This is a genomic window from Streptomyces sp. NPDC030838, from assembly GCF_055572035.1.
Map to the genome: position 1 here is coordinate 1 of NZ_JBVIED010000020.1, position 25109 is coordinate 25109.

Genomic DNA, 25109 nt, shown 5'->3' on the forward strand with positions numbered 1-25109 from the left:
ACCCCCCCTCCCCCCCCCCCTCCCCTCCCCCCCCCCCCCCCCCCGCCCCACCCCCCCCCCCCCCCCCCCCCCCCCCCCCCCCCCCCCCCCCCCCCCCCCCCCCCCCCCCCCGCTGCCGTTTCCGGTGGTATGTACGGGTTTCGGCCAGATCGGCGGTTGGCTGAAACCTGTGGTCTTGCTCAGATGGTGCCCATGGCCCCGGTCAGCTCGATCTCGATGACCACCCGGTCCGGGTTCGGGCCCGGCGTCCGCTCGTAGCGCACGGCGTACCGCCGTACCGCCTCCGCCACCCGCTCCGGCTCGGTGCGCACGACGGCCCGGCCCTCCAGCGTCGCCCATCGCCGGCCGTCCACCTGGCAGACGGCCACCCGCGCCCCGTCCGGCCCGGCCGCCAGTATGTTCCGCACTTTCGTGCTGCCCTTGTTCGTGATCACCCGGGCGAGCCGTGCCTCGGGGTCGTAGGTCACCCCCACCGGCACCACATGCGGGCTGCCGTCCGGGCGCGGGGTGGTAAGTGTGCACAGGTGCCGCTCCCGCCAGAAGCTGAGGTACGACGGGTCCGGGGCACCCGGATCCACGGAGTGTGTGGCCATGGTCAACCAGCCTTGAGTGGAATAGACTCAACTTTGTGTACGTTGCTGACGTCAGTATGAACGACGACTGACGAGGCCAGGAGGAGAACGCGAACGTGGACGCCGAGCTGACCAACCGGAGCCGGGACGCGATCAACGCGGCCAGCAACCGGGCCGTGACCGAGGGACACCCGGACCTCACCCCGGCTCACCTGCTCCTGGCTCTGCTCCAGGGGCAGGACAACGAGAACATCACCGACCTGCTCGTCGCCGTCGAGGCCGACCTGGCGGCCGTGCGCGCCGGTGCCGAGAAGATCCTCGCCGGGCTGCCCAGCGTGACCGGGTCCACCGTCGCGCCGCCCCAGCCCAACCGGGAGCTGCTCGCCGTCATCGCGGACGCCCAGGCGCGGGCCCGCGACCTCGGCGACGAGTATCTGTCCACCGAGCACCTGCTGCTCGGTCTCGCCGCCAAGGGCGGCCAGGTCGCCGAGCTGCTCGGCCGGCAGGGCGCGAGCGCCGAAAAGCTCCAGGAGGCCTTCCGCAAGGCCCGCGGCGGACGCCGGGTGACCACCCCGGACCCCGAGGGGCAGTACAAGGCCCTGGAGAAGTTCGGCACCGACTTCACCGCCGCCGCCCGCGAGGGCAAGCTCGACCCGGTCATCGGCCGGGACACCGAGATCCGGCGCGTGGTGCAGGTGCTGTCCCGCCGTACCAAGAACAACCCGGTCCTCATCGGCGAGCCCGGCGTCGGCAAGACCGCCGTCGTCGAAGGGCTCGCCCAGCGGATCGTGAAGGGTGACGTGCCCGAGTCGCTGAAGGACAAGCGGCTGGTCGCGCTGGACCTCGGCGCGATGGTCGCGGGCGCCAAGTACCGGGGCGAGTTCGAGGAGCGCCTGAAGACGGTGCTGGCCGAGATCAAGGACTCCGACGGCCAGATCATCACCTTCATCGACGAGCTGCACACCGTCGTCGGCGCGGGCGCCGGCGGCGACTCCGCCATGGACGCGGGCAACATGCTCAAGCCGATGCTCGCCCGCGGTGAGCTGCGCATGGTCGGCGCGACGACCCTCGACGAGTACCGCGAGCGGATCGAGAAGGACCCCGCGCTGGAGCGCCGCTTCCAGCAGGTGCTGGTCGCGGAGCCGTCCGTCGAGGACACGATCGCGATCCTGCGCGGTCTGAAGGGCCGCTACGAGGCCCACCACAAGGTGCAGATCGCGGACAGCGCGCTGGTCGCCGCCGCCACCCTCTCCGACCGGTACATCACCTCCCGCTTCCTGCCGGACAAGGCGATCGACCTGGTCGACGAGGCCGCGTCCCGGCTGCGTATGGAGATCGACTCCTCCCCGGTCGAGATCGACGAACTCCAGCGCGCCGTCGACCGGCTGCGCATGGAGGAACTCGCCCTCGACAAGGAGACCGACGCCGCCTCCCGGGAACGCCTGGAGAAGCTGCGCCGCGACCTCGCCGACAAGGAGGAGGAGCTGCGCGGCCTCACCGCCCGCTGGGAGAAGGAGAAGCAGTCCCTCAACCGGGTCGGCGAGCTGAAGGAGAAGCTGGACGAGCTGCGCGGCCAGGCCGAACGCGCCCAGCGCGACGGCGACTTCGACACCGCCTCCAAGCTCCTCTACGGCGAGATCCCGGCCCTGGAGCGCGACCTGGAGGCCGCCTCGCGGGCCGAGGAGGAGGCCGCGAAGAACACCATGGTCAAGGAGGAGGTCGGCTCCGACGACATCGCGGACGTCGTCGCCTCCTGGACCGGCATCCCGGCGGGCCGCCTGCTGGAGGGCGAGACGCAGAAGCTGCTGCGCATGGAGGAGGAGATCGGCAAGCGCCTGATCGGCCAGAAGGAGGCCGTGCAGGCGGTGTCGGACGCGGTACGGCGCTCGCGCGCCGGTATCGCCGACCCCGACCGCCCCACCGGCTCCTTCCTCTTCCTCGGCCCGACGGGCGTGGGCAAGACGGAGCTGGCCAAGGCCCTCGCGGACTTCCTCTTCGACGACGAGCGGGCCATGGTCCGCATCGACATGTCGGAGTACAGCGAGAAGCACAGCGTGGCCCGGCTGGTCGGCGCGCCGCCCGGATACGTCGGCTACGAGGAGGGCGGCCAGCTGACCGAGGCGGTCCGCCGCCGCCCGTACAGCGTCATCCTGCTGGACGAGGTGGAGAAGGCCCACCCCGAGGTCTTCGACATCCTGCTCCAGGTGCTGGACGACGGCCGGCTGACGGACGGCCAGGGCCGCACGGTCGACTTCCGCAACACCATCCTGGTGCTGACCTCCAACCTGGGCAGCCAGTTCCTGGTCGACCCGCTCACCAGCGAGACGGAGAAGAAGGAGCAGGTCCTGGAGGTGGTCCGGGCCTCCTTCAAGCCGGAGTTCCTGAACCGCCTGGACGACCTGGTGGTCTTCTCCGCCCTGACCAAGGACGAGCTGGCCCGGATCGCCCGGCTCCAGATCGACCGCCTGGCCAAGCGGCTCGCCGAACGCCGGCTCGCCCTCGAGATCACCCCGGAGGCCCTGGCCTGGCTCGCCGACGAGGGCATGGACCCGGCCTACGGCGCCCGCCCGCTGCGCCGCCTCGTCCAGACCGCCATCGGCGACCGGCTCGCCAAGGAGATCCTCTCCGGCGAGATCAAGGACGGCGACGCGGTCCGCGTGGACACCTTCGGCGACGGTCTGATCGTGGGCCCGGCGACGCCGGAACCGGCGGACCTGGGCAAGACGCTCTGACGCGTTTCGGCCCTTCGCCGGGACCCGACCGGCCGGATCATGTCGTCCGTCCCCCGACCGGCGGGGTGAGGGCTTGCCACGCCCCGCCCCGCATGGGGGAGGATGGCGGAATCCGTACGAAGGGAAATTCACGGTGAGCATCGACCCGTCCTCGATTCCGAACTTCGGGGGCCAGCCCCAGCCGCAGCCCCAAGGACCGGCGGGCCCCGTCGTCCCGAATCAGGACCTTGTGAAGCAGCTCCTGGACCAGATGGAGCTGAAGTACGTCGTCGACGAAGAGGGCGACCTCGCGGCGCCGTGGGAGCAGTTCCGTACGTACTTCATGTTCCGTGGCGAGGGCGACCAGCAGGTCTTCTCGGTGCGGACTTTCTACGACCGCCCCCACCAGATCGACGAGAAGCCCCAGCTGCTGGAGTCGATCGACGACTGGAACCGCCGCACCCTGTGGCCGAAGGTCTACACGCACACCCACGACGACGGCACCGTCCGCCTCATCGGCGAGGCGCAGATGCTGATCGGCCCCGGGGTCAACCTGGAGTTCTTCGTCTCGTCGACGGTCAGCTGGGTGCGCGCGGCCATCGAGTTCGACCGCTGGCTGGTCGAGCAGCTCGGCCTGGAGCAGGAGATCAACGACGCGGACAAGCCCGAGGACGAGGAGTAGTCACGGCTTGCGCTCTGTGGACGGGCGGGCGGCACGCGGCCGCCCGCCCGTTCGTTTGTCCACAGCCTGAGGAAAACGCCGTGGACACGGCTCAGCCGGCGAGCGACTTCAGCCGCCGTACCGCCTCCTCCAGCACCCCGGTCCGCTTGCAGAAGGCGAACCGCACGAACGGCGCCCCCTCCTCCCGGTGGTCGTAGAAGACCGCGTTCGGGATGGCCACCACGCCCGCCCGCTCGGGCAGCGAGCGGCAGAAGGCGAAGCCGTCGCGCTCGCCGAGGGGCCGGATGTCGGTGGTGATGAAGTAGGTGCCCGAGGTGCGGAAGACACCGAAGCCCGCCTCCGCCAGCCCGGCCGCGAGCAGGTCCCGCTTGGCGCGCATGTCCGCGCGGAAGGCGGCGAAGTACGACTCGGGCAGCGCCAGCGCCTCGGCCACCGCGTACTGGAACGGCCCGGACGCCACATAGGTCAGGAACTGCTTCGCCGACCGTACGGCCGTGACCAGCGCGGACGGCGCGGTGACCCAGCCGACCTTCCAGCCGGTGAACGAGAAGCTCTTGCCCGCGCTGCCGATCGTGATCGTCCGCTCCCGCATCCCGGGGAAGGTCGCCGGCGGCAGGTGCTCGGCGTCGTCGAAGACCAGGTGCTCGTACACCTCGTCGGTCACCACCAGCAGGTCCCGCTCCACCGCCAGCTCGGCGATCGCGGCCAGCTCCGCGCGGGTCAGCACGGTGCCGGTCGGGTTGTGCGGGGTGTTGATCAGCAGCAGCCGGGTGCGGTCGGTGACCGCGGCGCGCAGCTCGTCCAGGTCGAGCCGGAACGCGTCGCCGTCCGGCCGCAGCGTCACCGGCACCCGCCGTCCGCCCGCCATCGCGATGCAGGCCGCGTACGAGTCGTAGTACGGCTCCAGCGCGACCACCTCGTCGCCGGGCTCCAGCAGGGCCAGCAGGGACGCGGCGATCGCCTCCGTGGCGCCCGCCGTGACCAGCACCTCGGTGTCCGGGTCGTACGTCAGGCCGTAGCGCCGCTGCTGGTGGGCGGCGATCGCGGTGCGCAGCTCGGGGACGCCCGGCCCCGGCGGGTACTGGTTGCCGCGCCCGTCCCGCAGCGCCCGTACGGCCGCCTCCCGGATCTCCTCGGGGCCGTCCGTGTCGGGGAAGCCCTGGCCCAGGTTGATCGACCCGGTCCGCACGGCCAGCGCCGACATCTCGGCGAAGATCGTCGTGCCGAACTCTGCGAGGCTGCGGTTGAGGAAGGGGCGCTCGGTGGAGGTCATGCCGGTCATCCTGCGCCGAAGCTCTGGAGTTCCTCAACTCTGCTTTGACCGTCGCGAGCGACGGGCATCCCCCGGTCACGCACCACACGAGGGGCCCACGGGGGGCCGCTTCGGGGGAATGGAAAGGAGGGTGACGCCATGGTCATCGGCATCATCCTTGCGGTCGTGGCCGTAGTCATCGTGGTGGGCCTGCTGGCGACCCGCAGCGCCCGGACCGTCACGCGGGGACCGGTGCGGTCGGGGGGCCGCCGGGGGCCCGGCGGCAGCTCCAGCTCCAGCTCCAGCTCGAGCTCCAGCTCCGCCGGTGACTCCAGCTGGTGGGTGATAGCGGCGTCCGGCGGGGGCGACAGCGGTTCGTCCTCCTCGGACTCGGGGTCCTCGGGCCACAGCTCCGGCGGTCATTCGTGCGGGAGCAGCTCGTCGTCCTGCGGAGGCGGATCCTCCTCGTCCTGCGGCGGCGGTGGCGGCGGATGCGGTGGAGGCAGCTGACACGGGGCAGCCGAGCTCCGACAGGGGGAACCGCATCACGGGGCGCCAGCCGGGCAAGACCGGCGGGCGCCCTGCCGTTCACGCCCCGCTCCGGCGTGCGCCGTCGACGTACAGGCGTACGCCCCGGTTGAACAGTTGAGCTGTGGAGCCCTCTGAGGGATGGAAATCCTATGAAGTTGGGTAAAAACGCTGTGGCGGTCCCACTGTTCATGATTCCCTCTCCATCACCAACGCAGCCCCTCGGACGTCCTGGCGGACACCCTTCCTGACTGGGGCTGACCGGGCCGATCTCCCGGCGTCGAACTCCCTTTGCGTGCTTGCGGAGCCGATCCATGCTCACGACCCTGAACACCTCCTACACCGACACGCGCGCGGCCGACCTCGCCTGGGCCCTGGGCCGTGAACCGCTGCCCGCCCTCGCCACCCTCGACCTCGAACTGGCCGGGGCCAAGCTCCAGTTGCGGCTGCTCGGCGCCTCCCACCAGGTCCTCCTGGAGGAGGAGCGGGTCAACTGCTCGGAGACGGTGGCGTGCATCCCCGGCAGCAGCACCCCCCTGCCGCTCGGCGTGGCCAAGCGGGTGGGCGACTGGGAGTACGAATTCGCCGCCCGCGTCGAGGTGTTGTCCCCCGGTTCCTTCGCCGGGCGCGCCCAGGAACTCCTCGCCCTCGTCTCCGACCACCCCAACGGCCTCGCCGGGGTCTTCCCCGGCAGTCCGCACGCCTTCACCGCCATGCTGGCGCAGCGCCACGAGGGCCACGTGCACTGGCGGACCTGGCACGCGTACCCGCAGGACGGGCAGTTGGTGGCGACGCGGACCCGGGTGGGCTCACGGGTACCGGTGAACGCCTGACGGCGGCTCAAACCCGCGGCGATCTCCCCCACCCGAATCCACACGTGTGGGTGACGAAGCGCGCCACACCCGTGACGTAACGTCACTGTCGTGATCGATCCGCACGCGCCGGCGCGGCCCGGCGCCCCGCCGTCCTGGCGCGGTCCCGCGCGGCTGCCCGTCCGTCCGGGAACCGGACGGTTCCTGGTCCTCGCGGGCGTGTTCGTCTGCGCGGCCTGCGGGCTCGTCTACGAACTCGAACTGGTCGCCCTCGCCGCGTACTTGACCGGCGACTCGGTCACCCAGACGTCCGTCGTCCTCTCCGTGATGGTCTTCGCGATGGGCATCGGTTCCCTGGTCGCGAAGGGACTGCGCCGCCGCGCCGCCGTCGGGTTCGGCGCGATCGAGGCGACGCTCGCGCTGGTCGGCGGCTGCAGCGCGATGGCCCTGTACGCCGTCTTCGCCTGGACCGGCGACTGGGGCGGCGTGTGGGCCGCCGGGCCACGGGCGCTGATGATCGCCTTCTCGCTCCTCATCGGACTGCTGATCGGCGCCGAGATCCCGCTGCTGATGGAGCTGATCCAGCGCATCCGCCGCCAGGACGCGGGCGGCGCGGTGGCCGACCTGTTCGCCGCGGACTACGTCGGCGCGCTGGTCGGCGGCCTCGCCTTCCCCTTCCTGCTCCTGCCGCTCATGGGCCAGTTGACCGGCGCGCTGCTCACCGGCGCGGTCAACGTGGTCGCGGGCGGCGCCCTGGTGCTCGGCCTGTTCGGCCGCGACCTCACCCGCCGCGCCCGGCTGCTCCTGCTGGCCGCCAACCTCACCGTGCTCGCCGTGCTCGCCGGGGCCGCCGTCCTCGTCGAGGACTTCGAACGGGCCGCGCGCAAGGCGGTCTACGGGGCGGACGTCCGGGTGGCGGTGCGCACGGAGGTCCAGGAGGTCGTCCTCACCGGCGGCACCCCGGGCCGCCCCCTCGACCTGTTCCTCGACGGACGGCTGCGGGTCAGCGGCCGCGACGAACGCCGGTACCACGAGGCACTGGTCCATCCCGCGATGAACGGCCCGCACGCGCGCGTGCTGATCCTCGGCGGCGGCGACGGGCTGGCCGCGCGGGAGGTGCTGCTGTTCTCCGGGGTGCGGCGGGTGCGGGTGGTGGAACGCGACGCGGGCCTGGTGCGCCTCGCCGGGTCGGACCCGGCGCTGTCCGCCCTCAACGGCCATGCCTACGACGACCCCCGCGTGCGCGTGACGGCGGCGGACGCGTTCCGCTGGCTGCGCGGGGCGCCGCACGCGGCGTACGACGTGGTGATCGTCGACCTCCCGGGCCCCGGCCGCACCGCCGGCCCCCAGCTGTACTCCCAGGAGTTCTACGGCCTGGCCCGCCGCGCGCTGGCCCCGGGCGGGCGCCTGGTGGTCCACACGGGCCCGGCGACCGGCCGCCCCCGCGTCTACTGGACGGTCGACAGCACCCTGCACGCCGCGGGCCTGCACACCACCCCCTACCTCGACGCCCGCGACCGGGGGCTGATCCTCGCCGCCCCCGACGCCCGTCCGCCGCTGCGGCTGGACACCGCCCCCGGTGCCCCGCGCCCGCGCACCCTCACCCCGCGGCGGCTGGCCGCCGGGCGGGCCGAGGCGGCGGCCGGCCGGATTCCGGGCCTGCCGCCGTCGACGCTGGTGCATCCGCGGTACCGGGGGTGACCGGGGGACCGGCGCGTCGGGCGGGTGACGGGCGGCTGCCGGACCGGGTGTGTCCGGGCCGTCACTGGGTAGGCTCCGACGACATGGAGCACGAGGTGTTCGTACCGGTACCGGCCGACCGGCTGAAGGCGGCGCTCACGGACCCCGCGCGGGTCGCCCGGGCGGTTCCCGGGCTCCAGCAGGAGGCGGGCGCCGAGCCCGTCGCCGGGCGGCTGAAGCTGCGGGCGGGCGGGACCACCATCACCTACCGGGGCGCCGTCCAGGTCTCCGCGCGGGACGACGGGTCGTACGCCGTCGTCGGCGACGGCACCGAGACCCGCGGCACCGGCACGGTCAAACTCGACCTCACCCTCCGCCTCCGCCCCGAGGACGACGGCGCCACCCTCACCTTCGAGGGCACGGCCACCGCGGACGGCAGGATCGCCGACCTTCCGGCGGACGCGGTGCACTCCGCGACGACACGACTGCTGAACCGTTTCGCGGAGAACCTGGGAGCGGAGGCGTCGACCGAGCCCGCGGCCGCCGAGCCGGAGGCCGCCGAGCCCGCGGCCGACGGCGAGGACGCCCCACAGGGGCCACCCGCACCCGACGACACCCCGGAGCGCGCCTCCGTCTTCGACGCCGAGGTCCCGCCCTCCTCCCTCGAACCGGACGCCGACGAGGCCGCCCCCGCCGCGTGGGAGTCCTCCGAGCCGCCCGCCGAGGCCGCGCACGCGCGCCGCACGATGATCGGGCGCAGTGCCGAGGAGGTCGACCACGCGCCGCCCCGCGGCCGGTACGCGCCCGTGCCCGCGCCGCAGACGGTGGTGCGCAGCGGCGCCCTGCGCTGGGCGGGGCCCGCCGCGGCGCTGGTCGTGGCCTCGGCGATCGTGGTGGGGCGGGCGCTGCGCAGACGCCGGTGAGCCGATGGCGCGGACGCGCTCTTGATCAGCCCAGTAGGGTCGTCCCGTGAGTAACGAAGACATCACGCTGACCGCGGGCGACGCGGAGGTGACCCTGGCCCCCGGCAACGGCGGCCGGGTCGCGGGACTGCGGCTCGGCGGTACCGAGCTGCTCCGGCAGGGGGACCGCTTCGGCTGCTTCCCGATGGTCCCCTGGTGCGGCCGGATCCGCGACGGCCGGTTCCGCGACGGCGCCGCCGAGCACCAGATGCCGCTCAACGCCGCCCCGCACGCCATCCACGGCACCGCCCGCGACGCCGCCTGGAACGTGGCCCGCGTCACCGCCGACGAGGCGGTCCTCACGTACGACCTGACCGAGCCCTGGCCCTATTCCGGCCGGGTCACGCAGGTGGTCGCCCTGACGCCGGACGCGCTGACGCTGACCATGTCCGTCGAGACGTACGAGTCGTCCTTCCCGGCGCAGATCGGCTGGCACCCGTGGTTCAACCGGAACCTCGGCGGCGCCGGCGTGGAGATCGACTTCAAGGCCGCCTGGCAGGAGGAGCGCGGCGACGACCACCTGCCGACCGGCAACCGGATCGACCCGGAGCCCGGCCCCTGGGACGACTGCTTCGGCATGCCCGGCGGTGTCGACGTGACGCTGACCTGGCCCGGCGTCCTGCGGCTGAAGGTCACCAGTCCCGAGCAGTGGGTCGTCGTCTACGACGAGCAGGAGGCCGCCGTGTGCGTCGAGCCGCAGACCGGCCCGCCGAACGGGCTGAATACGGCGCCGCGCCTGGTCACCCCGCTGGAGCCGCTGGAGGCCACGACGACCTGGAGCTGGACACGGCTCTAAGCTGTTCGGCATGACGGACGTACGCGCGGCGCTGCTGCAGCAGATCAAGGACAAGGCCGTGGTGCACGGCAAGGTGACCCTGTCGTCGGGTCTCGAGGCCGACTACTACGTCGACCTGCGGCGCATCACCCTCGACGGTGAGGCCGCACCCCTGGTCGGGCAGGTGCTGCTCGACCTGACCGCCGACCTCGAGTTCGACGCGGTCGGCGGCCTCACCATGGGCGCCGACCCGGTCGCCGCCGCCATGCTGCACGCGGCCGCCGCGCGCGGGAAGCGGCTCGACGCCTTCGTCGTGCGCAAGGCCGCGAAGGCGCACGGGCTGCAGCGCCGCGTGGAGGGTCCGGACATCGCCGGCCGCCGGGTGCTGGTCGTCGAGGACACCTCCACCACCGGCGGCTCCCCGCTGGCCGCCGTCGAGGCGGTGCGCGAGGCGGGCGCCGAGGTCGTGGCCGTCGCGACGATCGTCGACCGGGCCACCGGCGCCGCCGAGAAGATCCAGGACGGCGCGGGGGTGCCGTACCTGTACGCGTACGCCAAGGACGAGCTCGGTCTCGACTGACCCCGCACTGACCACGGCTCGGACGGCCCCGTGGACGTTCCGGCCGAGTCTGGGAAGATGGGGCCGACGATGACGTCGCCCCCATGGTCTAGGTCAGGGCCGTAAACGCACCACACGCCCACCCGCACATACAAGGAGCGGACAGATGCCCATCGCAACCCCCGAGGTCTACAACGAGATGCTCGACCGGGCGAAGGCAGGCAAGTTCGCCTACCCGGCCATCAACGTCACCTCGTCGCAGACCCTGCACGCGGCGCTGCGCGGCTTCGCCGAGGCCGAGAGCGACGGCATCATCCAGATCTCGACGGGCGGCGCCGAGTTCCTGGGCGGCCAGCACAACAAGGACATGGTCACCGGCGCGGTCGCCCTGGCCGAGTTCGCGCACATCGTCGCCAAGAAGTACGACGTGACGGTCGCCCTGCACACCGACCACTGCCCGAAGGACAAGCTCGACGGGTACGTCCGCCCGCTGCTGGCCATCTCCGAGGAGCGTGTCGCGCGCGGCGAGAACCCGCTGTTCCAGTCCCACATGTGGGACGGCTCCGCGGAGACCCTGGCCGACAACCTGGCCATCGGCCAGGAGCTGCTGGCCCGCGCCGCCGCCGCCAAGATCATCCTCGAGGTGGAGATCACCCCCACCGGCGGCGAGGAGGACGGCGTCTCGCACGAGATCAACGACGAGCTGTACACCACCGTCGACGACGCGATCCGCACCGCCGAGGCCCTCGGCCTGGGCGAGAAGGGCCGCTACCTGCTGGCCGCGTCCTTCGGCAACGTGCACGGTGTGTACAAGCCGGGCAACGTGGTGCTCCGCCCCGAGCTGCTGAAGGAGCTGAACGAGGGCGTCGCCGCCAAGTACGGCAAGCCGGCCGGCTCCCAGCCGTTCGACTTCGTCTTCCACGGCGGCTCCGGCTCCACCGAGCAGGAGATCCTGACCGCGCTGGAGAACGGCGTGGTCAAGATGAACATCGACACGGACACCCAGTACGCCTTCACGCGTCCGGTCGCCGACCACATGTTCAAGAACTACGACGGCGTCCTGAAGGTCGACGGCGAGGTCGGCTCCAAGAAGACCTACGACCCGCGCACCTGGGGCAAGCTGGCCGAGGCCGGCATGGCCACGCGCGTCGTCGAGGCCTGCAAGAACCTGCGTTCCGCGGGCACGAAGCTGAAGTAGTACGGCCGTACGCGTCGAGCCCGGTGCCCCGGCACCGGGCTCGATGTATACCTGGGAGCATGCCCGACGTCCGGCTGGCCTCCCCGCAGGGCAAGTGGCTCCTGCTCACCACCGTGCTCGGCTCCAGCATGGCCCTGCTGGACTCGACCGTCGTCAACGTCGCCCTGCCGCGCATCGGCCGTGACCTCGACGCGGACCTCGCCGTCCTGCAGTGGACGGTCAACGCCTACATGGTCACGCTGGCCGGGCTGATCCTGCTCGGCGGCGCCCTCGGCGACCGGTTCGGCCGACGGCGGATCTTCGTCCTCGGCGTGGTCTGGTTCGCCGCCGCCTCCCTGCTGTGCGGGCTCGCCCCGAACGCCGGGGTGCTGGTCGCCGCCCGCGCCCTCCAGGGCGTCGGCGGGGCCCTGCTCACCCCCGGCTCGCTCGCCCTCATCCAGGCCTCCTTCCACGCCGACGACCGGGGCCGCGCGGTCGGCCTGTGGTCCGGCTTCGGCGGCATCGGCGCCGCCGTCGGCCCGTTCCTGGGCGGCTGGCTGGTGGACGGGCCCGGCTGGCGCTGGGTGTTCCTGATCAATGTGCCGCTGGCCCTGCTGTGCGTGCCGGTCGCGCTGCGGCATGTGCCGGAGTCGGCGGGCGGGGGGTCGCACGGCCGGTTCGACGTGCTCGGCGCCGCGCTCGGCGCGCTCGCGCTCGCCCTGGTGACGTACGCCCTGATCGAGGCGCACGCCGGAGCCCTGACCGTCGTCCTCACGGCGGGCGCGGGGCTGCTCGCCGCCGTGGCGTTCGTGGTCGTGGAGCGGCGGCGGCCGGACCCGATGATGCCGCTCGACATCTTCGGCTCCCGCCTGTTCACCGCGGTCAACCTGGTCACCCTGTGCGTGTACGCGGCCTTCGGCGGCTTCTTCTTCCTGGCCGTCCTCCAGCTCCAGGTCGTCTCCGGCTACTCGGCGCTCGGCGCGGGCACCGCCCTGCTGCCGACGACCGCGCTGATGCTGCTGTTCTCCGCCCGGTCCGGGGAACTGGGGGAGAAGATCGGGCCGCGCATCCCCCTCACGGTGGGACCGCTGCTGTGCGCGGTGGGCATGCTGCTCATGCTGCGGGTCGGGCCGGAGGCGTCGTACTGGGCGGACGTCCTGCCCGCGATGCTGGTGCTGGGCCTCGGCATGGTCACCCTGGTCGCCCCGCTGACCGCCACCGTCCTCGGCTCGGTCGACACCGCGCGGGCGGGCCTGGCCAGCGGCATCAACAACGCCGCGGCGCGGGCGGCGGGCCTGGTCGCGGTGGCCGCGCTGCCGCTGCTCGCCGGGATGGGGCCGGAGGCCTATCGCTCGGCGGGCGCCTTCGACGCCGCGTTCGGCCGGGCGATGGTGTGGTGCGCGGGGGTGCTGGTGGCGGGGGCTGTGCTGGCGTTCGCGACGGTGCGGCGGCCCGCGCCGGACTGCCCGCACCCGGAGTGCCGTACGCACTGCGGGGTGGCGGCACCGCCGCTGGAGGGCGATCGTCCGGTCGCCGCGGAGGGCCACCGGCCGGCGGCACCCCCCAGTGACAGACTGAACCCATGACGATTCACGAGAACCTGCTCGGGGGTCCGCCCCCGACCCACCTCCCCGACGACCCGGAGCCGCGCGAGCTGCTGGCGGGCGGCGCCCCGGCCGCCGAGGTCGCCGCGAAGTACCCGACCTCGTCGCTGGCCTGGGCCCGGCTGGCCGACGAGGCGTTCGAGCGGGGCAGCGTGGTGGAGTCGTACGCCTACGCCCGTACCGGCTACCACCGCGGTCTGGACGCGCTGCGCCGCAACGGCTGGAAGGGCCACGGCCCGGTGCCGTGGGAGCACGAGCCGAACCGCGGCTTCCTGCGCGCCCTGCACGGCCTCGCCCGCGCCGCGCAGGCGATCGGCGAGCAGGAGGAGTACGAGCGCTGCACGCAGTTCCTGAAGGACTCCTCGCCGACGGCGGCGCAGACGCTGGGCTGACCGTTCGCCCGACCGTCGTACGACCGACCCCCGTACGACACCGCCGCGGGCCCCGCCGGAGACGGCCGGCCCCGCGGCGGTTCCCGGTCCGCTCCGTCCGGGGCCCTCATCCGCGGGGCAGGACGGTCTCCAGGGTGACCGCCCGCAGTTCCTGCCAGCGGTCCATCAGATCCACCCGGTGGTGCAGCACGTCGGAGACGTGCTGCACGCCGTAGAAGGACGCGACCACGACGTGCGCGGCGGCGCGCGGGGTCAGCCCCTCCTTCAGCTGGCCCGCCTCCCGGGCCTCCTCGAACAGCTCGGTGAGCAGCTTGATCCAGCCGACATACGGCTCGGGCAGCGGGGTGCCGATGAGCGACCGCTCGCCCTGGAGCCGGGTGGCCGCCTGCACCATGGGCTCGCTGTGGAAGGCCTCGGCGGTGCGGTCCAGCAGCCGCAGGATGGTCTCGCGCGGGTCGAGTCCCTCGGCGCGCACCTCCTTCAGGATGTCCGGCCACAGCTGGTAGTTGCTCTCGACGACCGCCACGGCCATGGCTTCCTTGTTCTTGAAGTGGAAGTAGACCGCGCCCTTGGTCATGCCGACGCGCTCGGCGATGTCGACGACCGACGTCCCGGTGTAACCGCGCTCGGCGAACAGCTCGGCGGCGGTGTCGAGCACCTGCTTGCGCGTGCGGACGGCACGCTCCTGCTTCAGATGGCGGTGCTCCGTGGTGGTCATCGTGTGCTGCCTTTCTGACGGTGTCCGATAAGCGCGCAGCCGTAGAAACGGACTTGGTGATTCTGCGTCCTCTCGGTCAAGGATCCCAGAGATCGCCGTTGCAATATACCTTCCCGAAGGTATATTTCTTCCGTCGGCGGGCCCCGAAGGGCTCGCCGATGTGTGGTGCTCAGCGTCCGCTTCATCCAACTCACTGGGGGAGAGTCATGAGTGTTGACGTGTTGAAGGCCGGCGTGCACGGGGATGCGCGGGGGAACGGAACCGGGGAAGGACCCGCGCTCGAGCGGACCGTTCCGCGGCGGCTCGTGCACAAGACCGCGGAGCACGAGGTGCTGCTGACCGACGCGGTACGGGTCCGTCCCGGGCGCTTCTACCTCGCGGTCCGGCAGCCCGCCGGACACCCGCTGTACCGTACGGACCCGGCCGGACCGGTCGATCCGACGCTGTTCGTGGAGATACTGCGGCAGACCGCCATCTACCTCTCGCACCGCTTCTACGCCGTGCCCCTCGACCACCCGTTCATCTTCTGCGGCCTCGGCTACGAGCTGCGCACCGACGGCCCCGCCCCCGCGGCGGCGGACGGCGGCGCCGACGGGTGCGTGATCCTGGAGGTCGACTGCCGCGAGACCGGGCGGCGCGGCCCCCGCGGGGTCGCCATGAGCCTCGACGCCCGGCTGCTGACCGACGGCGAGATCCGCGCCGAGGGCAGCGTGAGCTGGCAGGCCGTGCACGCCACCCGGTACGCCGCGGTGCGCCGGCGAGGGCTGGGCGGGGCCGCGGTGCCCCGGCCCGGCGAGGTGCCGTCGGCGCCCCTGCCGGACGGGGCGGTCGTCCCCGCACCCGGACGGGTCGGCCGCGCCTGGGAGATGGACGTGGTGGTGGCCCGGCTCGGCGGTGCGGAGGGGGAGCCGGGCGGCGCCTGGGCCCTGAAGGTGGACCAGACGCACCCCACCTACTTCGACCACCCCAGCGACCACGTGCCCGGCATGCTGCTCCTGGAGGCCTTCCGGCAGGTGGCGCGGGCGGAAGCGCCGCGCGCGTGTGTGCCGGCCGCGGGGAGCGCGACGTTCTCGGCGTTCTGCGAGCTGGACGCACCGGTGCGGATCGTGACGCGACCCGCGGCCGGGGGCGGCGGGCTCGTGCTGGAGGCGGTGCAGGGGGACCTGGTGGTGGCCACCGCGGAGGCGCGGTGGGTCGAGCGGGGGGCGGCCACCCGCGATGAGGAAACGTTTCACGAGGGCTGCGAGGAGGCCGCCGCGTGACGCACCGCACGGGGGAGCCGACCGTCGACGCCGGCAGACGGTCGCGGCGGGCCGCGTGGCCCGAGTCTTCCGCCGGCACGCTGAAGGACGCGAACGGCAAGCTGCGGGATGCGAACGGCACGCCGAAGAACCCGAACGGCGCGCCGAAGGACGCGAACACGCTCGAGGACGCGAATGCCGGGCCCCGGATCGCGCGGCTGGCGCGGCTCGCGGGGAAGCGGGCCGGGGAGGCCGACGCGCGCCGGCGGCTCGACCTGGAGGTCGTCGCCGAGATCACCCGGGTGGGCTTCAACCGCCACTTCGTCCCCGTCGAGCACGGGGGCACGGCGGGCTCGTTCGCCGCGCTGACGGCGGCCGTCGCCCGCGTGGGCGAGGGGTGCACCGCGGCGGCCTGGGTCGCCGCGCTGTTCGCGGCGCACGGCCGGATCGCCGCGTACCTGCCGGAGCGGGCCCGGCACGAGCTGTGGGACGGCTCGCCCGACGTCCGGATCGCCGCGGGCATCGCCCCGCCGGTGCTGGACGCCCGCGCGGTGCCCGGCGGCTGGGTGCTGGAGGGGGAGTGGCCGAACGTCAGCGGGGTCGACTTCGCGGACTGGGTGCTGCTCTCCGCCCGCGCGCAGGAGCCGGGCGGAGAGACGTCCCGCCTCTTCCTGGTGCCCATCGAGGACTGCGCGGTGCACGACACCTGGCGGCCCCTCGGCATGCGGGGCACCGGCAGCAACACCGTGCGCCTGGACGGCGTGCACGTTCCCGCGCACCGCACGGTCGCGCGCGACGCGCTGCTGCGGCCGCTCGGGGCGGGCTCGGCCCGCTGCCACAGCGTGCCCTACCCGCTGGTGGCGGCGCTGATGTTCGCGGCGCCGGTGCTGGGCGCGACGCGGGGTGCGCTCGCCGACTGGATCGGCTCGGCGCCGACCGGCGACCGTCCGGTCGTGCTGGCCCGGTCGTCGGCCGAACTGCGGGCGGCGGAACTGCTGTCCCGGGGCGCGGCGGAGCGGGCCGACCACGGGAGCGTGGAGCCGCTGGCGGTCGCCGAGAACGTACGGGACGTGGTGGCCGCGGTGGAGCTGTGCGCGGCGGCGGCCGACCGCCTGTTCCGGGCGGGCGGCACCCGCGCCCAGGCGGAGGACGACCCGGTGCAGCGGCGCTGGCGTGACGTCCAGTCGGCCTCGTCGCACGCGATGCTCCGCTTCGGCCCGTCGGCGCAGTCGTACGCGCGGGCGGTGTTCGGGGCGTAGCGGACGGGCCGCCGCAGGGCCTGGGGCGTGATACGTGGGTGGGCGAGGTTCCGGCCGGAACCTCGCCCACCCTTGTGTCGTCGCTTCGTGCGCCGGAGCCGCTCAGCAGGGCACGGTCGCCGTGGGGCGCAGGGCCACCGACACCAGGCGCCAGAGGGACTCGATGCGGTCGCGGACCGGCTGGTCGCGCTGGGCGACCGGGAGGTGCTGGAAGCCGAAGACCAGCGACAGCAGGAGCTGTGCGACCGCGTCGGGGCTGTGGGACGCGCGGATCTGGCCGGCCTGCCGGGCCTGCTCGGCGTGGTGCACCAGGAACGCCCAGATGTCCGCCAGCAGTTGCCCGTCCTGCAGGTCCGGAATCTCGGACGCGAGTCGTAACGCCGCGCGCACGCGCACGTCCGCCCACACCTCGCACGTCAGCGCCACGATGAGGGTCTGCAGTGCGGCCAGGGGAGGGAGTTGGGCCGCCCGGGTCTCGGCGAGGATGCGCGCCCAGACCGTACCGCCGTGCCGGATCAGGGTGTGGGCCAGGTCCTCCTTGGAGGAGAAGTGGCCGTACAGGGCGCCCTTGGTGAGGCCGGTGTGGGCGATCACGCCGTTCAGCGTCGCACGTGTGTACCCGAGAGTGACGAACTCCTCTGCGGCGGCGTCCAGTATGGCCTCGTACGTCCGGCGCGCACGGTCCTGCTTGACCATCCCACCTCCTCGTCGGCGTGGCCCAGGAAAAATACCAGCTCAAAGGTATGTTTCGTGTCCGTTGAGTTTCCGCCGGTGAGGCGAGGTGTGTCAAGAGATAAAAACCTTCCCGAAGGTATTTGTTTGTGGCATGATGCCTTCGGCCGGTCGGGCAGCCCGTCGGCCGCAACTGTGTGACGTAGGGGGATCGCCGTCGTGCGGAGTCAAGAGACAAGCCAGTTGGAAGCAGCCCCGGCCTTCGACGTGGTCCTGGGCCTCAGAAACGATCTGCAGCGCTACGGCGTGGAGCGGATGCTCCAGTCCGCCGCCGCCGTGTCCGGTCTGCGGTCGCACGCGGACGCGGCGCACGCCGTCGACGCCGCCCGGCAGGCGGCCGCCGGTCTGCTGGTCGTGTCGGTCGACGAGATCGACGCCGCAACGGCGCGGCGGCTCACGGCACTCGGCCCCGACGGCCCCAAGGTGCTGCTGCTCGTCGACGACGAGGAGACCGTGGACCTCGAGCGGGTGACCGCCGTCCGCAGCGCCGGTGTGCTGGCCGTGCGCGGCCTGAACGCCGACACGCTGCACGACGCGCTGGTCCGGGTAGCCCGCGGCGAGGTGCCGTTGCCGGCCGGGCTCGCGCGCCGGCTGCTGGAGCCCACCCGGCCCGCGTCCGCCGCCAGGCCGCTGCCCCGCCTCACCCCGCGCGAGCGCCAGGCCCTCGACCTCATGGTGGACGGCCTGAGCAACAAGCAGATCGGCCGCAGGCTCGTCATCTCCGAGCACGGCGCCAAGCGCCTGGTGGCGAACATCCTCGCCAAGCTCGACTGCCCGAACCGCACCACGGCGGTGGCACGCGCCCTGCGCGAGGGCCTCTACGACTGCGAGCGCGTCGACGTCATGAGCTGAGAACTCCCGGTTCGCAGCCACCTGGTGACGAACCGACACGTCAAGTGCGCCCGCCCCTCAGCAGCCAGAAGAAGGGACCGAACACCCCATGCACACCACGGCCACCGCCGACGACCGACCTTTCACGCACGCCGCGTTCTTCGACGTCGACGAGACGCTGATCGCCGTCAAGAGCATGTTCCACTTCCGCCGCCACTGGCTCGCCGCGCACGGAGACGCCGACGGCAGCGCCTACGCCGCCGAGTGGGCCGAGACCAAGGCCAAGGCCGACGCCGGAGTGGACCGCACCGAGATCAACCGCGCCTACTACCGCCGGTTCGCCGGAGTCCCGCGCGCCGAGCTGTTCGCCGCCGGGCGCGCCTGGTACGAGGAGTACAGGCTGCGCCCCGACGCGTTCGTCTCCGCCGCCGTGGAGGCGGCCGCCCGGCACCGCGCCGAGGGTCACGCCGTGGTGCTGGTGTCCGGCTCCTTCCGGGGCGTCCTCGAACCGCTCGCCGAGGAGATCGGCGCGCACCGGGTGCTGTGCAGCGAGCCGGCCGTGGACGCGGCCGGGGTGCTCACCGGCGACGTACCGCGCCCGATGATCGGCCCCAACAAGGCGCTCGGCGTACGGGAGACGATCGCCGAGCTCGGCCTGCGAGCCGAGGACTGCTTCGCCTACGGCGACCACTCCAGCGACCTGGAGATGCTGAGCCTGGTCGGCGGGCCCCGGATCATCGGCGCCGACCCGGTGCTGACGGAGCACGCGCGGCGGCTGGGCTGGCCCGTGCTGAGCGCGGCGACGGGTCCGGCGCCGGTCGCCGTACCGGCGGCGTAGCCGCGGAGCCGTTCCGGACGGCCGTCCCCTTTCGAGGGGGCGGCCGTCTTCTTTTGTGCGCTCGGGCGGCCATACCCGTACGGCCATACCCGTACAGGTATGGCCTTTCAGGTACGGAAATTCGGGCATGGTCAAATGGGCCGCGCCATTGTTCGAGTGCCTGAAAGATGCTGCCGAATTCGGCGCTCCAAAGGCCCGTTGTGGGGCGGAAATCGGCCGCATAGGCTCGTCACGAATCAAGCGGCACCACTCGATGTGAATGCAATTCACAGGGGGAGAAGCGTGACGATATCTCTGGTGAACCGATTGGCTTCCTTCGGGGACGCCGAGGCCGTGGTGTTCCACGGCACCGCCTACAGCTACCGGCAGCTGCTCGGCATGGTCGACGACTGGCGCCGGCTGCTCGACGCCCACGGTGTGCGCCCCGGCGAGGTGGTGACGCTGGAGGGGGCGTACTCGCCGCAGTCCTGTGCGGGCCTGATCGCGCTGATCGAGCGTGAGGTGGTCGTGGTCCCGCTGACCGCGCTGCCGGAGGCTAAGCGCGCCGAGTTCCTCGACGTCGCCGAGGTCGAGGTGACCATCGCCGTCGACGACGCCGGCGACCACGACGTACGGCGCACCGGCCGCACCGCCGGACACGAGCTGTACGGCAGGCTGCGCGCCGCGCACCGGCCCGGCCTGGTGCTGTTCAGTTCCGGCACCACGGGCCGCAGCAAGGCGTCCGTGCTGGACTTCGCCAAGGTGCTGGCCCGCTACGGCGAGGGCGGCAAGGCCCGGCGCATCCTGTCCTTCCTCAGCCTGGACCACATCGGCGGCGTCAACACGCTGCTGGCCACCCTCACCCAGGGCGGCACCGTGATCACGGTGGCCGAGCGCACGCCCGACTCGGTGTTCGCGGCGATCGAACGGCACCGCGTGGAGGTGCTGCCGACCACGCCGACCTTCCTGAACATGGTGCTGATCTCCGGCGCCCTGGAGCGGTACGACACCTCGGCCCTGCGGCTGGTCACCTACGGCACCGAGCCGATGCCCGAGCGCACCCTGCGCCGGCTCGCGAAGGCGCTGCCCGAGGTCCGGCTGAAGCAGACGTACGGCCTGTCCGAGCTGGGCATCCTGCCCACCAAGTCGCGCGGCGACGACACCCTCTGGGTCAAGCTGGGCAACGCCGGCTTCGAGCACAAGATCGTCGACGACGTGCTGTGGATCCGCTCCGACATGGCGATGCTCGGCTATCTGAACGCGCCCGCGCCCTTCGACGACGAGGGCTTCTTCAACACCCAGGACGTGGTGCAGACCGACGGCGAGTGGATCAGGATCCTCGGCCGCCGCTCGGAGATCATCAACGTCGGCGGCGAGAAGGTGTACCCGAGCGAGGTCGAGAGCGTCGTCCTGGAGGTCGACGGGATCGCCGAGGTGACGGTGGGCGGCATTCCCAGCCCGGTCACCGGCATGGTCGTCAAGGCGACCGTGCAGCTGGCCGAGGGCGTCGAGGAGGACGAGCGGTCCGTGGCCCGCCGGGTGCGCGCGCACTGCCGTACCAAGCTGGAGGCGTTCAAGGTCCCGGCGATCGTGGCGGTGTCCGACGAGCGGCACCACTCCGACCGCTTCAAGAAGACCAGGGCGCTGGTGTGACCGCCGTCCAGGACACCCCGCACACGGCCACCGGCGGCACGGACGCCGGCAAGGTCGCCGTCGTCAGCGGGGGCAGCAAGGGACTGGGCCGGCTGCTGGTCGAGCGGCTGCTGGCCGACGGGTGGAAGGTCGCCACGTTCAGCCGCTCGGCGAACGACTTCGTCAAGGACACGCTGGCGGAGCACCCCGACCGGTTCCTGTGGGAGTCGGTCGACCTCGTCGACCGCAAGGCGCTGCGGAGCTTCGTCAACACCGCCGCCCGCACCTTCGGCGGGATCGACCTGCTGATCAACAACGCGGCCGTGCTGAACAAGCAGGAGCTGTTCCTGACCGCCTCGGCCCGTCAGGTGGACCTGCTCCTCGCCAGCAACCTCGCGGCCCCGATCGCCCTCGCCCAGGCCTGTGCCCGGGTGATGAGCAACCGGGGCGGCGGCCAGATCGTCAATGTCTCGTCCATCAACGCCGTACGCGGATACCGGGGCGTCGCCGTCTATTCGGCGACCAAGGCCGGGCTCGACGGATTCAGCCGCAGCCTGGCCCGGGAACTCGGCCCGCTGAACATCCGGGTGAATTCCCTCGTGCCCGGATTCTTCGACAGCGAGATGACCACGGACGTCACCGAGCAGAACCGCGAGCGCATCGCCCGTCGCACCCCGCTCGGCCGGCTCGCCGACGTCACGGAAATCGCCGACGCCGTCCTTTTCCTCGTCTCTCCGCAGTCGTCGTTCATCACCGGACAAACCATCATCGTCGACGGAGGAATCACATGCTGAAGCCCGGTGTCGTCAAGGACATCGTCATCGAGCACATCACCGAACTCCTGAAGGAGGCCGAGGTCGAGCACGGCGAGATCACCGGCGCCGAGCCGCTGAACGCCGTCGGCCTCTCCTCGCTGCTGCTGGCCCGGCTGATCATCCAACTGGAGACGGACCTGGACGTCGACCCGTTCGCCGAGGAGGACCTGGTCGTCTCCGACCTGCGCACCGTCGGCGACCTCGTCGACGCCTACGAGCGGGCGCTGAGCGTCGCGATCGCCGTCTGAGCCCCGTCGACACGCCGCCATCAGAGAGGAGTTGTGATGTCCACGCACGAGAGTGTGGTCGTCGTCGGTGACCGGTTCGAGGAGTTCCTCGCCCAGCGCGGCACGGTCGCCGCGACGGACCTGCTCGCCAGGCTGCGCCACGGGGACCTGCCGGACCGGCTCACGGTCTCGGTCGGTCAGGGCCTGACCGCCGACCAGCTCAGCGAACTGTCGGTGCTCGCCGCCATGCACGCCGGCACCGTTCTGATACGCCAGGGTGAGGTCCCGGCGCATGTGGAGCGGAGCCTCACCCACAAGCACGACGCGAAGAACGTCCTGATCGGACCGGTCGAGCAGACGGCCGAGGGGACCTACCGGGCGCCGCTGCTGCTGGACCAGCGGGTCGAGGTGCTCGCCGACCACCTCACCGGGCTGCACATCCCGGCGGTCACCCTGCTGGAGGCGGCCCGCCAGACCTGGACGGTGGTCACCGAGCAGTTCCTGCTCGAGCCCGGACCGGCCACCCGGTTCGTGATCAGCTCGGTCAACTCGTCCTTCCACCGCTTCGTCTTCCCGCTGCCGGCGACGGTGGAGTACCGGCTGCGCGGGCGGGAGGCGTCCCCGGTGGGCGAGTCGATCGCCTTCACCGTGAACATCCTCCAGGGCGGCGAGACCGCCGCGGTCTTCGAGGCGGAGATCCGCGTCATCCCGCTGCGGTTCGCCGAGAAGCAGGAGGTCATGGCCGCGCGCCTGGCCGTACGCGAGGAACTGGCCGCCGAGCGCGAGCCCGCCCTCGCCGGCGCGGGCGGATGGTGAGCCCGGTGCTCTGGACCGTCCACTGCACCGACGGCCCCGGCGCGGCGGAGGGCCGGCGCGAGCACCGCGCCGCGCACTCCGCCCGCCTGGGGGCGGTCACCCCACGCCCGCTCCTGTACGGCCCCCTCGTCGCCGACGACGGGGAGACGGCCGTGGGCAGCCTGTTCGTCCTGAACGCCGACGACCGCGCAACGGTACGGCGCTGGGTGGAGGAGGACCCGTTCTACACGGGCGGCGTCTGGCAGGACGTAAGGATCACCGCCCTCCGCCTGTCGGACCGCTCTCCGGTCCGCATCCCCACCTGAAGGGGCGCGGGGCTGTATCGATATGCGGCTCCGCCGCGTGGGCGCGACCAGCCCCCACGCACCCGCACTGTGACCACAACGGATCGACCCCGAAAGGCCAAAAAAATGTCCGCTCCGCTCCTGCTCGTCACCGAAGCCCCCGTCCGCCCCGACGCCGCCGACCAGGCCGCCAAGGAATGGCTCGCCCTGCACACCCGCCGCCCCTCCGGCGCCCAGCTGTACCGCTCCGTCGAGGGTGCCGACTCCCTGCTGGAGCTGCGCCCGCTGGAGGACCTGAACCAGTTCGCCGCCCTCCGCGAGGAGTGGCGCGACCTGTGGGACGCCGTCGCCCCGCACCTCGCCGGTGACTTCCGGCGCCAGGTCCAGGAGTTCGTCGAGGCGCCGAAGGACATCGACACCCCGCTGCCCACCACGCCGTACGTCCAGCTGCGCCGCGTCGAGGTGAAGCCGCCGGTGCTGGACGAGTACCGCGCCTGGCGCGACCGCACGATCTTCGAGACCGTGCGCGGCGCCGACGAGTCCGAGGTGTGGCTCGCCTACCACTCGCTGCTCAGCACCGACGCCGGCGTGCTGTTCGTCGCCGGGTTCAGCTGCGAGCCCGAGCGGCACAACGGTGTCTACAAGACCCCGGCGTACGAGGCGATCCTGGAGGAGGTCCGGGAGAAGTACATCGTGCCGGTCGGCGGCGAGGGCGGCCTGTTCACCAAGACCTACGCGCGGATCGAGGGCTGAGCGGCATGCGGTCGAAGGTCTACGAGCTGAGCCTGACCACCCAGGGCCCCACCTATCCGCCCAGCGAGGTCATGAACGCGGACGGCGACTTCGTCGTCATCGGCCGGGTCAACCGGCCCGGCCCGGACGGCACGGTGACCTCGGAGTGGGGACGCGCGATCGTCTCACCGGACAGCCCGCTGCCCCCGCACGGCGAGCAGCTGCCGCACACCATCGTGCGCGAGCTGCCGGAGCACCTCACCGACGCCGACCGCGACATGGTGCTGTACACGCTGCCGCTGCCGCTGCCGATCAACAACTACCCCATGCTGTTCGCCCCGGAGCAGAACCCGGGCGCCAACTCGGTCGTACGGCCCAGCTATCCCTTCCACGAGGTGCCCATCCCCGACTTCCGCCCGGAGGACGGCCGCCGGGTGAACCAGCCGATCACGCTGGGGCAGTGGGTCCAGGCGCAGGGCTGGCTGGAGGTGTCCGTCGTGGACGGCGGCCGGGCCGCGCAGTTCTCCTTCGAGTTCTCGGGCCTGGTCCCCGACAGCATGTACACCGTCATGTCGCTGCGGGAGAACGACCTCGCGCCGGCCCCGGTCGGCCCGTCCCGCCCCGGCCCGCTCGGCGCGCCCAACGTCTTCATGGCCGACGAGGACGGAAAGGGCCGTTACCGGGCCACGCTGCCGAATCCCTTCCCGGCCCCGGGCGCACCCGGCCCCAAGCGCATCGTGAACGTCGTGCTGCTGTGGATGAGTTACGGCATGAATTACGGCGGCGCGATCGGTCACTTCGGGCTCGGCGGGGATATTCACGCACAGTTGAAGTTGCGTGAGGCGAGTTTCCAGGAATTCACCACGACGGCTGGCTGAACCGGGGTAGCCGATCGGGCATACCCGGTCGGCTACCCCATCTGGCCTGGCCGTTCGGCGTATCCGCCCGGACTGCCCGGTCGTAGTGCCCTTTCGGGGTAGTGGAAATCGGCGTTGTCGTTCCCTACGCAACCCATTAAATTCTCAATTCAGTTGGAGGTACTGCCATGCCTGTCATTCAGGTCACCCTGTGGAAGCAGACCGATGAGGTCGCCAAGGAACTCATCGAGGAAATCACCGCGACCACGCAGAAGGTCCTCGGACTCCCGCTCGACAAGATCACCGTCTACCTGAGCGAGGTCCCGGCGAACCGCTGGGGCGAGGCCGGCGCGCTCGGCTCGGACCCCGACTTCCCCGAACTCAGCAGGCGGCGCTGACCTCCGCGCCACCAGTCCCCCACCCAGTGAGGAAGCAGAAGACC

The 25109-nt window shown here is 72.2% G+C and carries 26 protein-coding genes; 22 read left to right on the forward strand and 4 right to left on the reverse strand.

The features are described from left to right. Positions 1-179 precede the first annotated feature (179 nt). Entirely contained in the window at positions 180-593 is a 414-nt protein-coding gene (locus ACZ42A_RS36200; protein WP_468531599.1) for a pyridoxamine 5'-phosphate oxidase family protein, read from the reverse strand. A 95-nt stretch (positions 594-688) separates the two neighbouring features. On the opposite strand from ACZ42A_RS36200, the gene clpB reads away from it, so the two are divergent. Together clpB and ACZ42A_RS36210 are read left to right on the forward strand one after the other, a co-directional pair. Beyond that, on the forward strand, positions 689-3304 hold the full coding sequence (clpB, locus tag ACZ42A_RS36205; protein WP_468531600.1) for an ATP-dependent chaperone ClpB: 2616 nt from the start codon (positions 689-691) through the stop codon (positions 3302-3304). 133 nt (positions 3305-3437) lie between these two features. Continuing rightward, positions 3438-3965 carry a YbjN domain-containing protein gene (locus ACZ42A_RS36210; protein ID WP_468531601.1) on the forward strand — a complete coding sequence of 176 codons (528 nt, stop codon included), beginning with the start codon at positions 3438-3440 and terminating at the stop codon, positions 3963-3965. Positions 3966-4056: 91 nt separating this feature from the next. Here the strand turns inward: ACZ42A_RS36210 and ACZ42A_RS36215 are convergent, their stop codons facing one another. Further along, positions 4057-5247, reverse strand: coding sequence for a pyridoxal phosphate-dependent aminotransferase (locus ACZ42A_RS36215; protein WP_468531602.1), 1191 nt, complete (start codon positions 5245-5247; stop codon positions 4057-4059). Positions 5248-6059: 812 nt separating this feature from the next. Here ACZ42A_RS36215 and ACZ42A_RS36220 point away from each other — a divergent pair. The 8 genes from ACZ42A_RS36220 to ACZ42A_RS36255 all read left to right on the forward strand — a co-directional run bounded on the left by ACZ42A_RS36220 (position 6060) and on the right by ACZ42A_RS36255 (position 13706). Next, positions 6060-6578, forward strand: a complete 519-nt coding sequence (locus ACZ42A_RS36220; protein WP_468531603.1) for a DUF2617 family protein — start codon at positions 6060-6062, stop codon at positions 6576-6578. A gap of 90 nt (positions 6579-6668) precedes the next feature. Next, on the forward strand, positions 6669-8258 hold the full coding sequence (locus ACZ42A_RS36225; RefSeq protein ID WP_468531604.1) for a polyamine aminopropyltransferase: 1590 nt from the start codon (positions 6669-6671) through the stop codon (positions 8256-8258). A gap of 83 nt (positions 8259-8341) precedes the next feature. After that, positions 8342-9160, forward strand: a complete 819-nt coding sequence (locus ACZ42A_RS36230) for an SRPBCC domain-containing protein (protein ID WP_468531605.1) — start codon at positions 8342-8344, stop codon at positions 9158-9160. A gap of 46 nt (positions 9161-9206) precedes the next feature. Next, positions 9207-9995: an aldose epimerase family protein gene (locus ACZ42A_RS36235; RefSeq protein WP_468531606.1), complete on the forward strand. Its 789-nt coding sequence runs from the start codon at positions 9207-9209 to the stop codon at positions 9993-9995. A gap of 10 nt (positions 9996-10005) precedes the next feature. Continuing rightward, positions 10006-10554 carry an orotate phosphoribosyltransferase gene (pyrE, locus tag ACZ42A_RS36240; protein WP_468531607.1) on the forward strand — a complete coding sequence of 183 codons (549 nt, stop codon included), beginning with the start codon at positions 10006-10008 and terminating at the stop codon, positions 10552-10554. Positions 10555-10699: 145 nt separating this feature from the next. Next, entirely contained in the window at positions 10700-11731 is a 1032-nt protein-coding gene (fbaA, locus tag ACZ42A_RS36245) for a class II fructose-bisphosphate aldolase (protein WP_468531608.1), read from the forward strand. Positions 11732-11790: 59 nt separating this feature from the next. After that, positions 11791-13296: an MFS transporter gene (locus ACZ42A_RS36250; protein WP_468531609.1), complete on the forward strand. Its 1506-nt coding sequence runs from the start codon at positions 11791-11793 to the stop codon at positions 13294-13296. After that, positions 13293-13706, forward strand: coding sequence for a DUF3151 domain-containing protein (locus tag ACZ42A_RS36255; RefSeq protein WP_468531610.1), 414 nt, complete (start codon positions 13293-13295; stop codon positions 13704-13706). Before ACZ42A_RS36250 ends, ACZ42A_RS36255 begins: the two co-directional genes overlap by 4 nt. A gap of 106 nt (positions 13707-13812) precedes the next feature. On the opposite strand, the gene ACZ42A_RS36260 is transcribed toward ACZ42A_RS36255, so the two are convergent. Next, positions 13813-14424, reverse strand: coding sequence for a ScbR family autoregulator-binding transcription factor (locus ACZ42A_RS36260; RefSeq protein WP_468531611.1), 612 nt, complete (start codon positions 14422-14424; stop codon positions 13813-13815). 206 nt (positions 14425-14630) lie between these two features. On the opposite strand from ACZ42A_RS36260, the gene ACZ42A_RS36265 reads away from it, so the two are divergent. Both ACZ42A_RS36265 and ACZ42A_RS36270 read left to right on the forward strand, forming a co-directional pair. Continuing rightward, positions 14631-15686, forward strand: coding sequence for a ScbA/BarX family gamma-butyrolactone biosynthesis protein (locus ACZ42A_RS36265; protein ID WP_468531612.1), 1056 nt, complete (start codon positions 14631-14633; stop codon positions 15684-15686). After that, complete coding sequence (locus tag ACZ42A_RS36270) at positions 15683-16924, forward strand: acyl-CoA dehydrogenase family protein (RefSeq protein ID WP_468531613.1); 1242 nt, start codon at positions 15683-15685, stop codon at positions 16922-16924. The genes ACZ42A_RS36265 and ACZ42A_RS36270 overlap by 4 nt, the downstream gene beginning before the upstream one ends. A gap of 102 nt (positions 16925-17026) precedes the next feature. Here ACZ42A_RS36270 and ACZ42A_RS36275 read toward each other — a convergent pair whose 3' ends face one another. Beyond that, entirely contained in the window at positions 17027-17620 is a 594-nt protein-coding gene (locus tag ACZ42A_RS36275) for a TetR family transcriptional regulator (RefSeq protein WP_468531614.1), read from the reverse strand. Between the two features lie 219 nt (positions 17621-17839). On the opposite strand from ACZ42A_RS36275, the gene ACZ42A_RS36280 reads away from it, so the two are divergent. The 10 genes from ACZ42A_RS36280 (at position 17840) to ACZ42A_RS36325 (ending at position 25065) form a co-directional block, all read left to right on the forward strand. After that, positions 17840-18508: a LuxR C-terminal-related transcriptional regulator gene (locus ACZ42A_RS36280; RefSeq protein WP_468531615.1), complete on the forward strand. Its 669-nt coding sequence runs from the start codon at positions 17840-17842 to the stop codon at positions 18506-18508. A gap of 88 nt (positions 18509-18596) precedes the next feature. After that, positions 18597-19325 (forward strand): HAD family hydrolase, encoded by a 729-nt coding sequence (locus tag ACZ42A_RS36285; protein ID WP_468531616.1) that lies wholly within the window; start codon positions 18597-18599, stop codon positions 19323-19325. Positions 19326-19622: 297 nt separating this feature from the next. Beyond that, complete coding sequence (locus ACZ42A_RS36290; protein ID WP_468531617.1) at positions 19623-20957, forward strand: class I adenylate-forming enzyme family protein; 1335 nt, start codon at positions 19623-19625, stop codon at positions 20955-20957. Continuing rightward, a complete protein-coding gene (locus tag ACZ42A_RS36295; protein WP_468531618.1) occupies positions 20954-21730 on the forward strand; it encodes an SDR family NAD(P)-dependent oxidoreductase in 777 nt (258 codons plus the stop codon). Before ACZ42A_RS36290 ends, ACZ42A_RS36295 begins: the two co-directional genes overlap by 4 nt. Next, the gene (locus tag ACZ42A_RS36300) at positions 21724-21999 is read left to right on the forward strand and encodes a phosphopantetheine-binding protein (protein WP_468531619.1); all 276 of its coding nucleotides are present in this window, start codon (positions 21724-21726) and stop codon (positions 21997-21999) included. Before ACZ42A_RS36295 ends, ACZ42A_RS36300 begins: the two co-directional genes overlap by 7 nt. Positions 22000-22035: 36 nt before the next feature. Then, positions 22036-22794, forward strand: a complete 759-nt coding sequence (locus ACZ42A_RS36305; protein WP_468531620.1) for an AfsA-related hotdog domain-containing protein — start codon at positions 22036-22038, stop codon at positions 22792-22794. Positions 22795-22799: 5 nt separating this feature from the next. Then, complete coding sequence (locus ACZ42A_RS36310; protein WP_468531621.1) at positions 22800-23099, forward strand: YciI family protein; 300 nt, start codon at positions 22800-22802, stop codon at positions 23097-23099. Positions 23100-23204: 105 nt separating this feature from the next. Further along, positions 23205-23831, forward strand: a complete 627-nt coding sequence (locus ACZ42A_RS36315; RefSeq protein WP_468531622.1) for a hypothetical protein — start codon at positions 23205-23207, stop codon at positions 23829-23831. Between the two features lie 5 nt (positions 23832-23836). Beyond that, positions 23837-24688 carry a hypothetical protein gene (locus tag ACZ42A_RS36320; protein WP_468531623.1) on the forward strand — a complete coding sequence of 284 codons (852 nt, stop codon included), beginning with the start codon at positions 23837-23839 and terminating at the stop codon, positions 24686-24688. Positions 24689-24855: 167 nt separating this feature from the next. Then, positions 24856-25065, forward strand: coding sequence for a tautomerase family protein (locus ACZ42A_RS36325; RefSeq protein WP_468531624.1), 210 nt, complete (start codon positions 24856-24858; stop codon positions 25063-25065). Positions 25066-25109 lie beyond the last annotated feature (44 nt).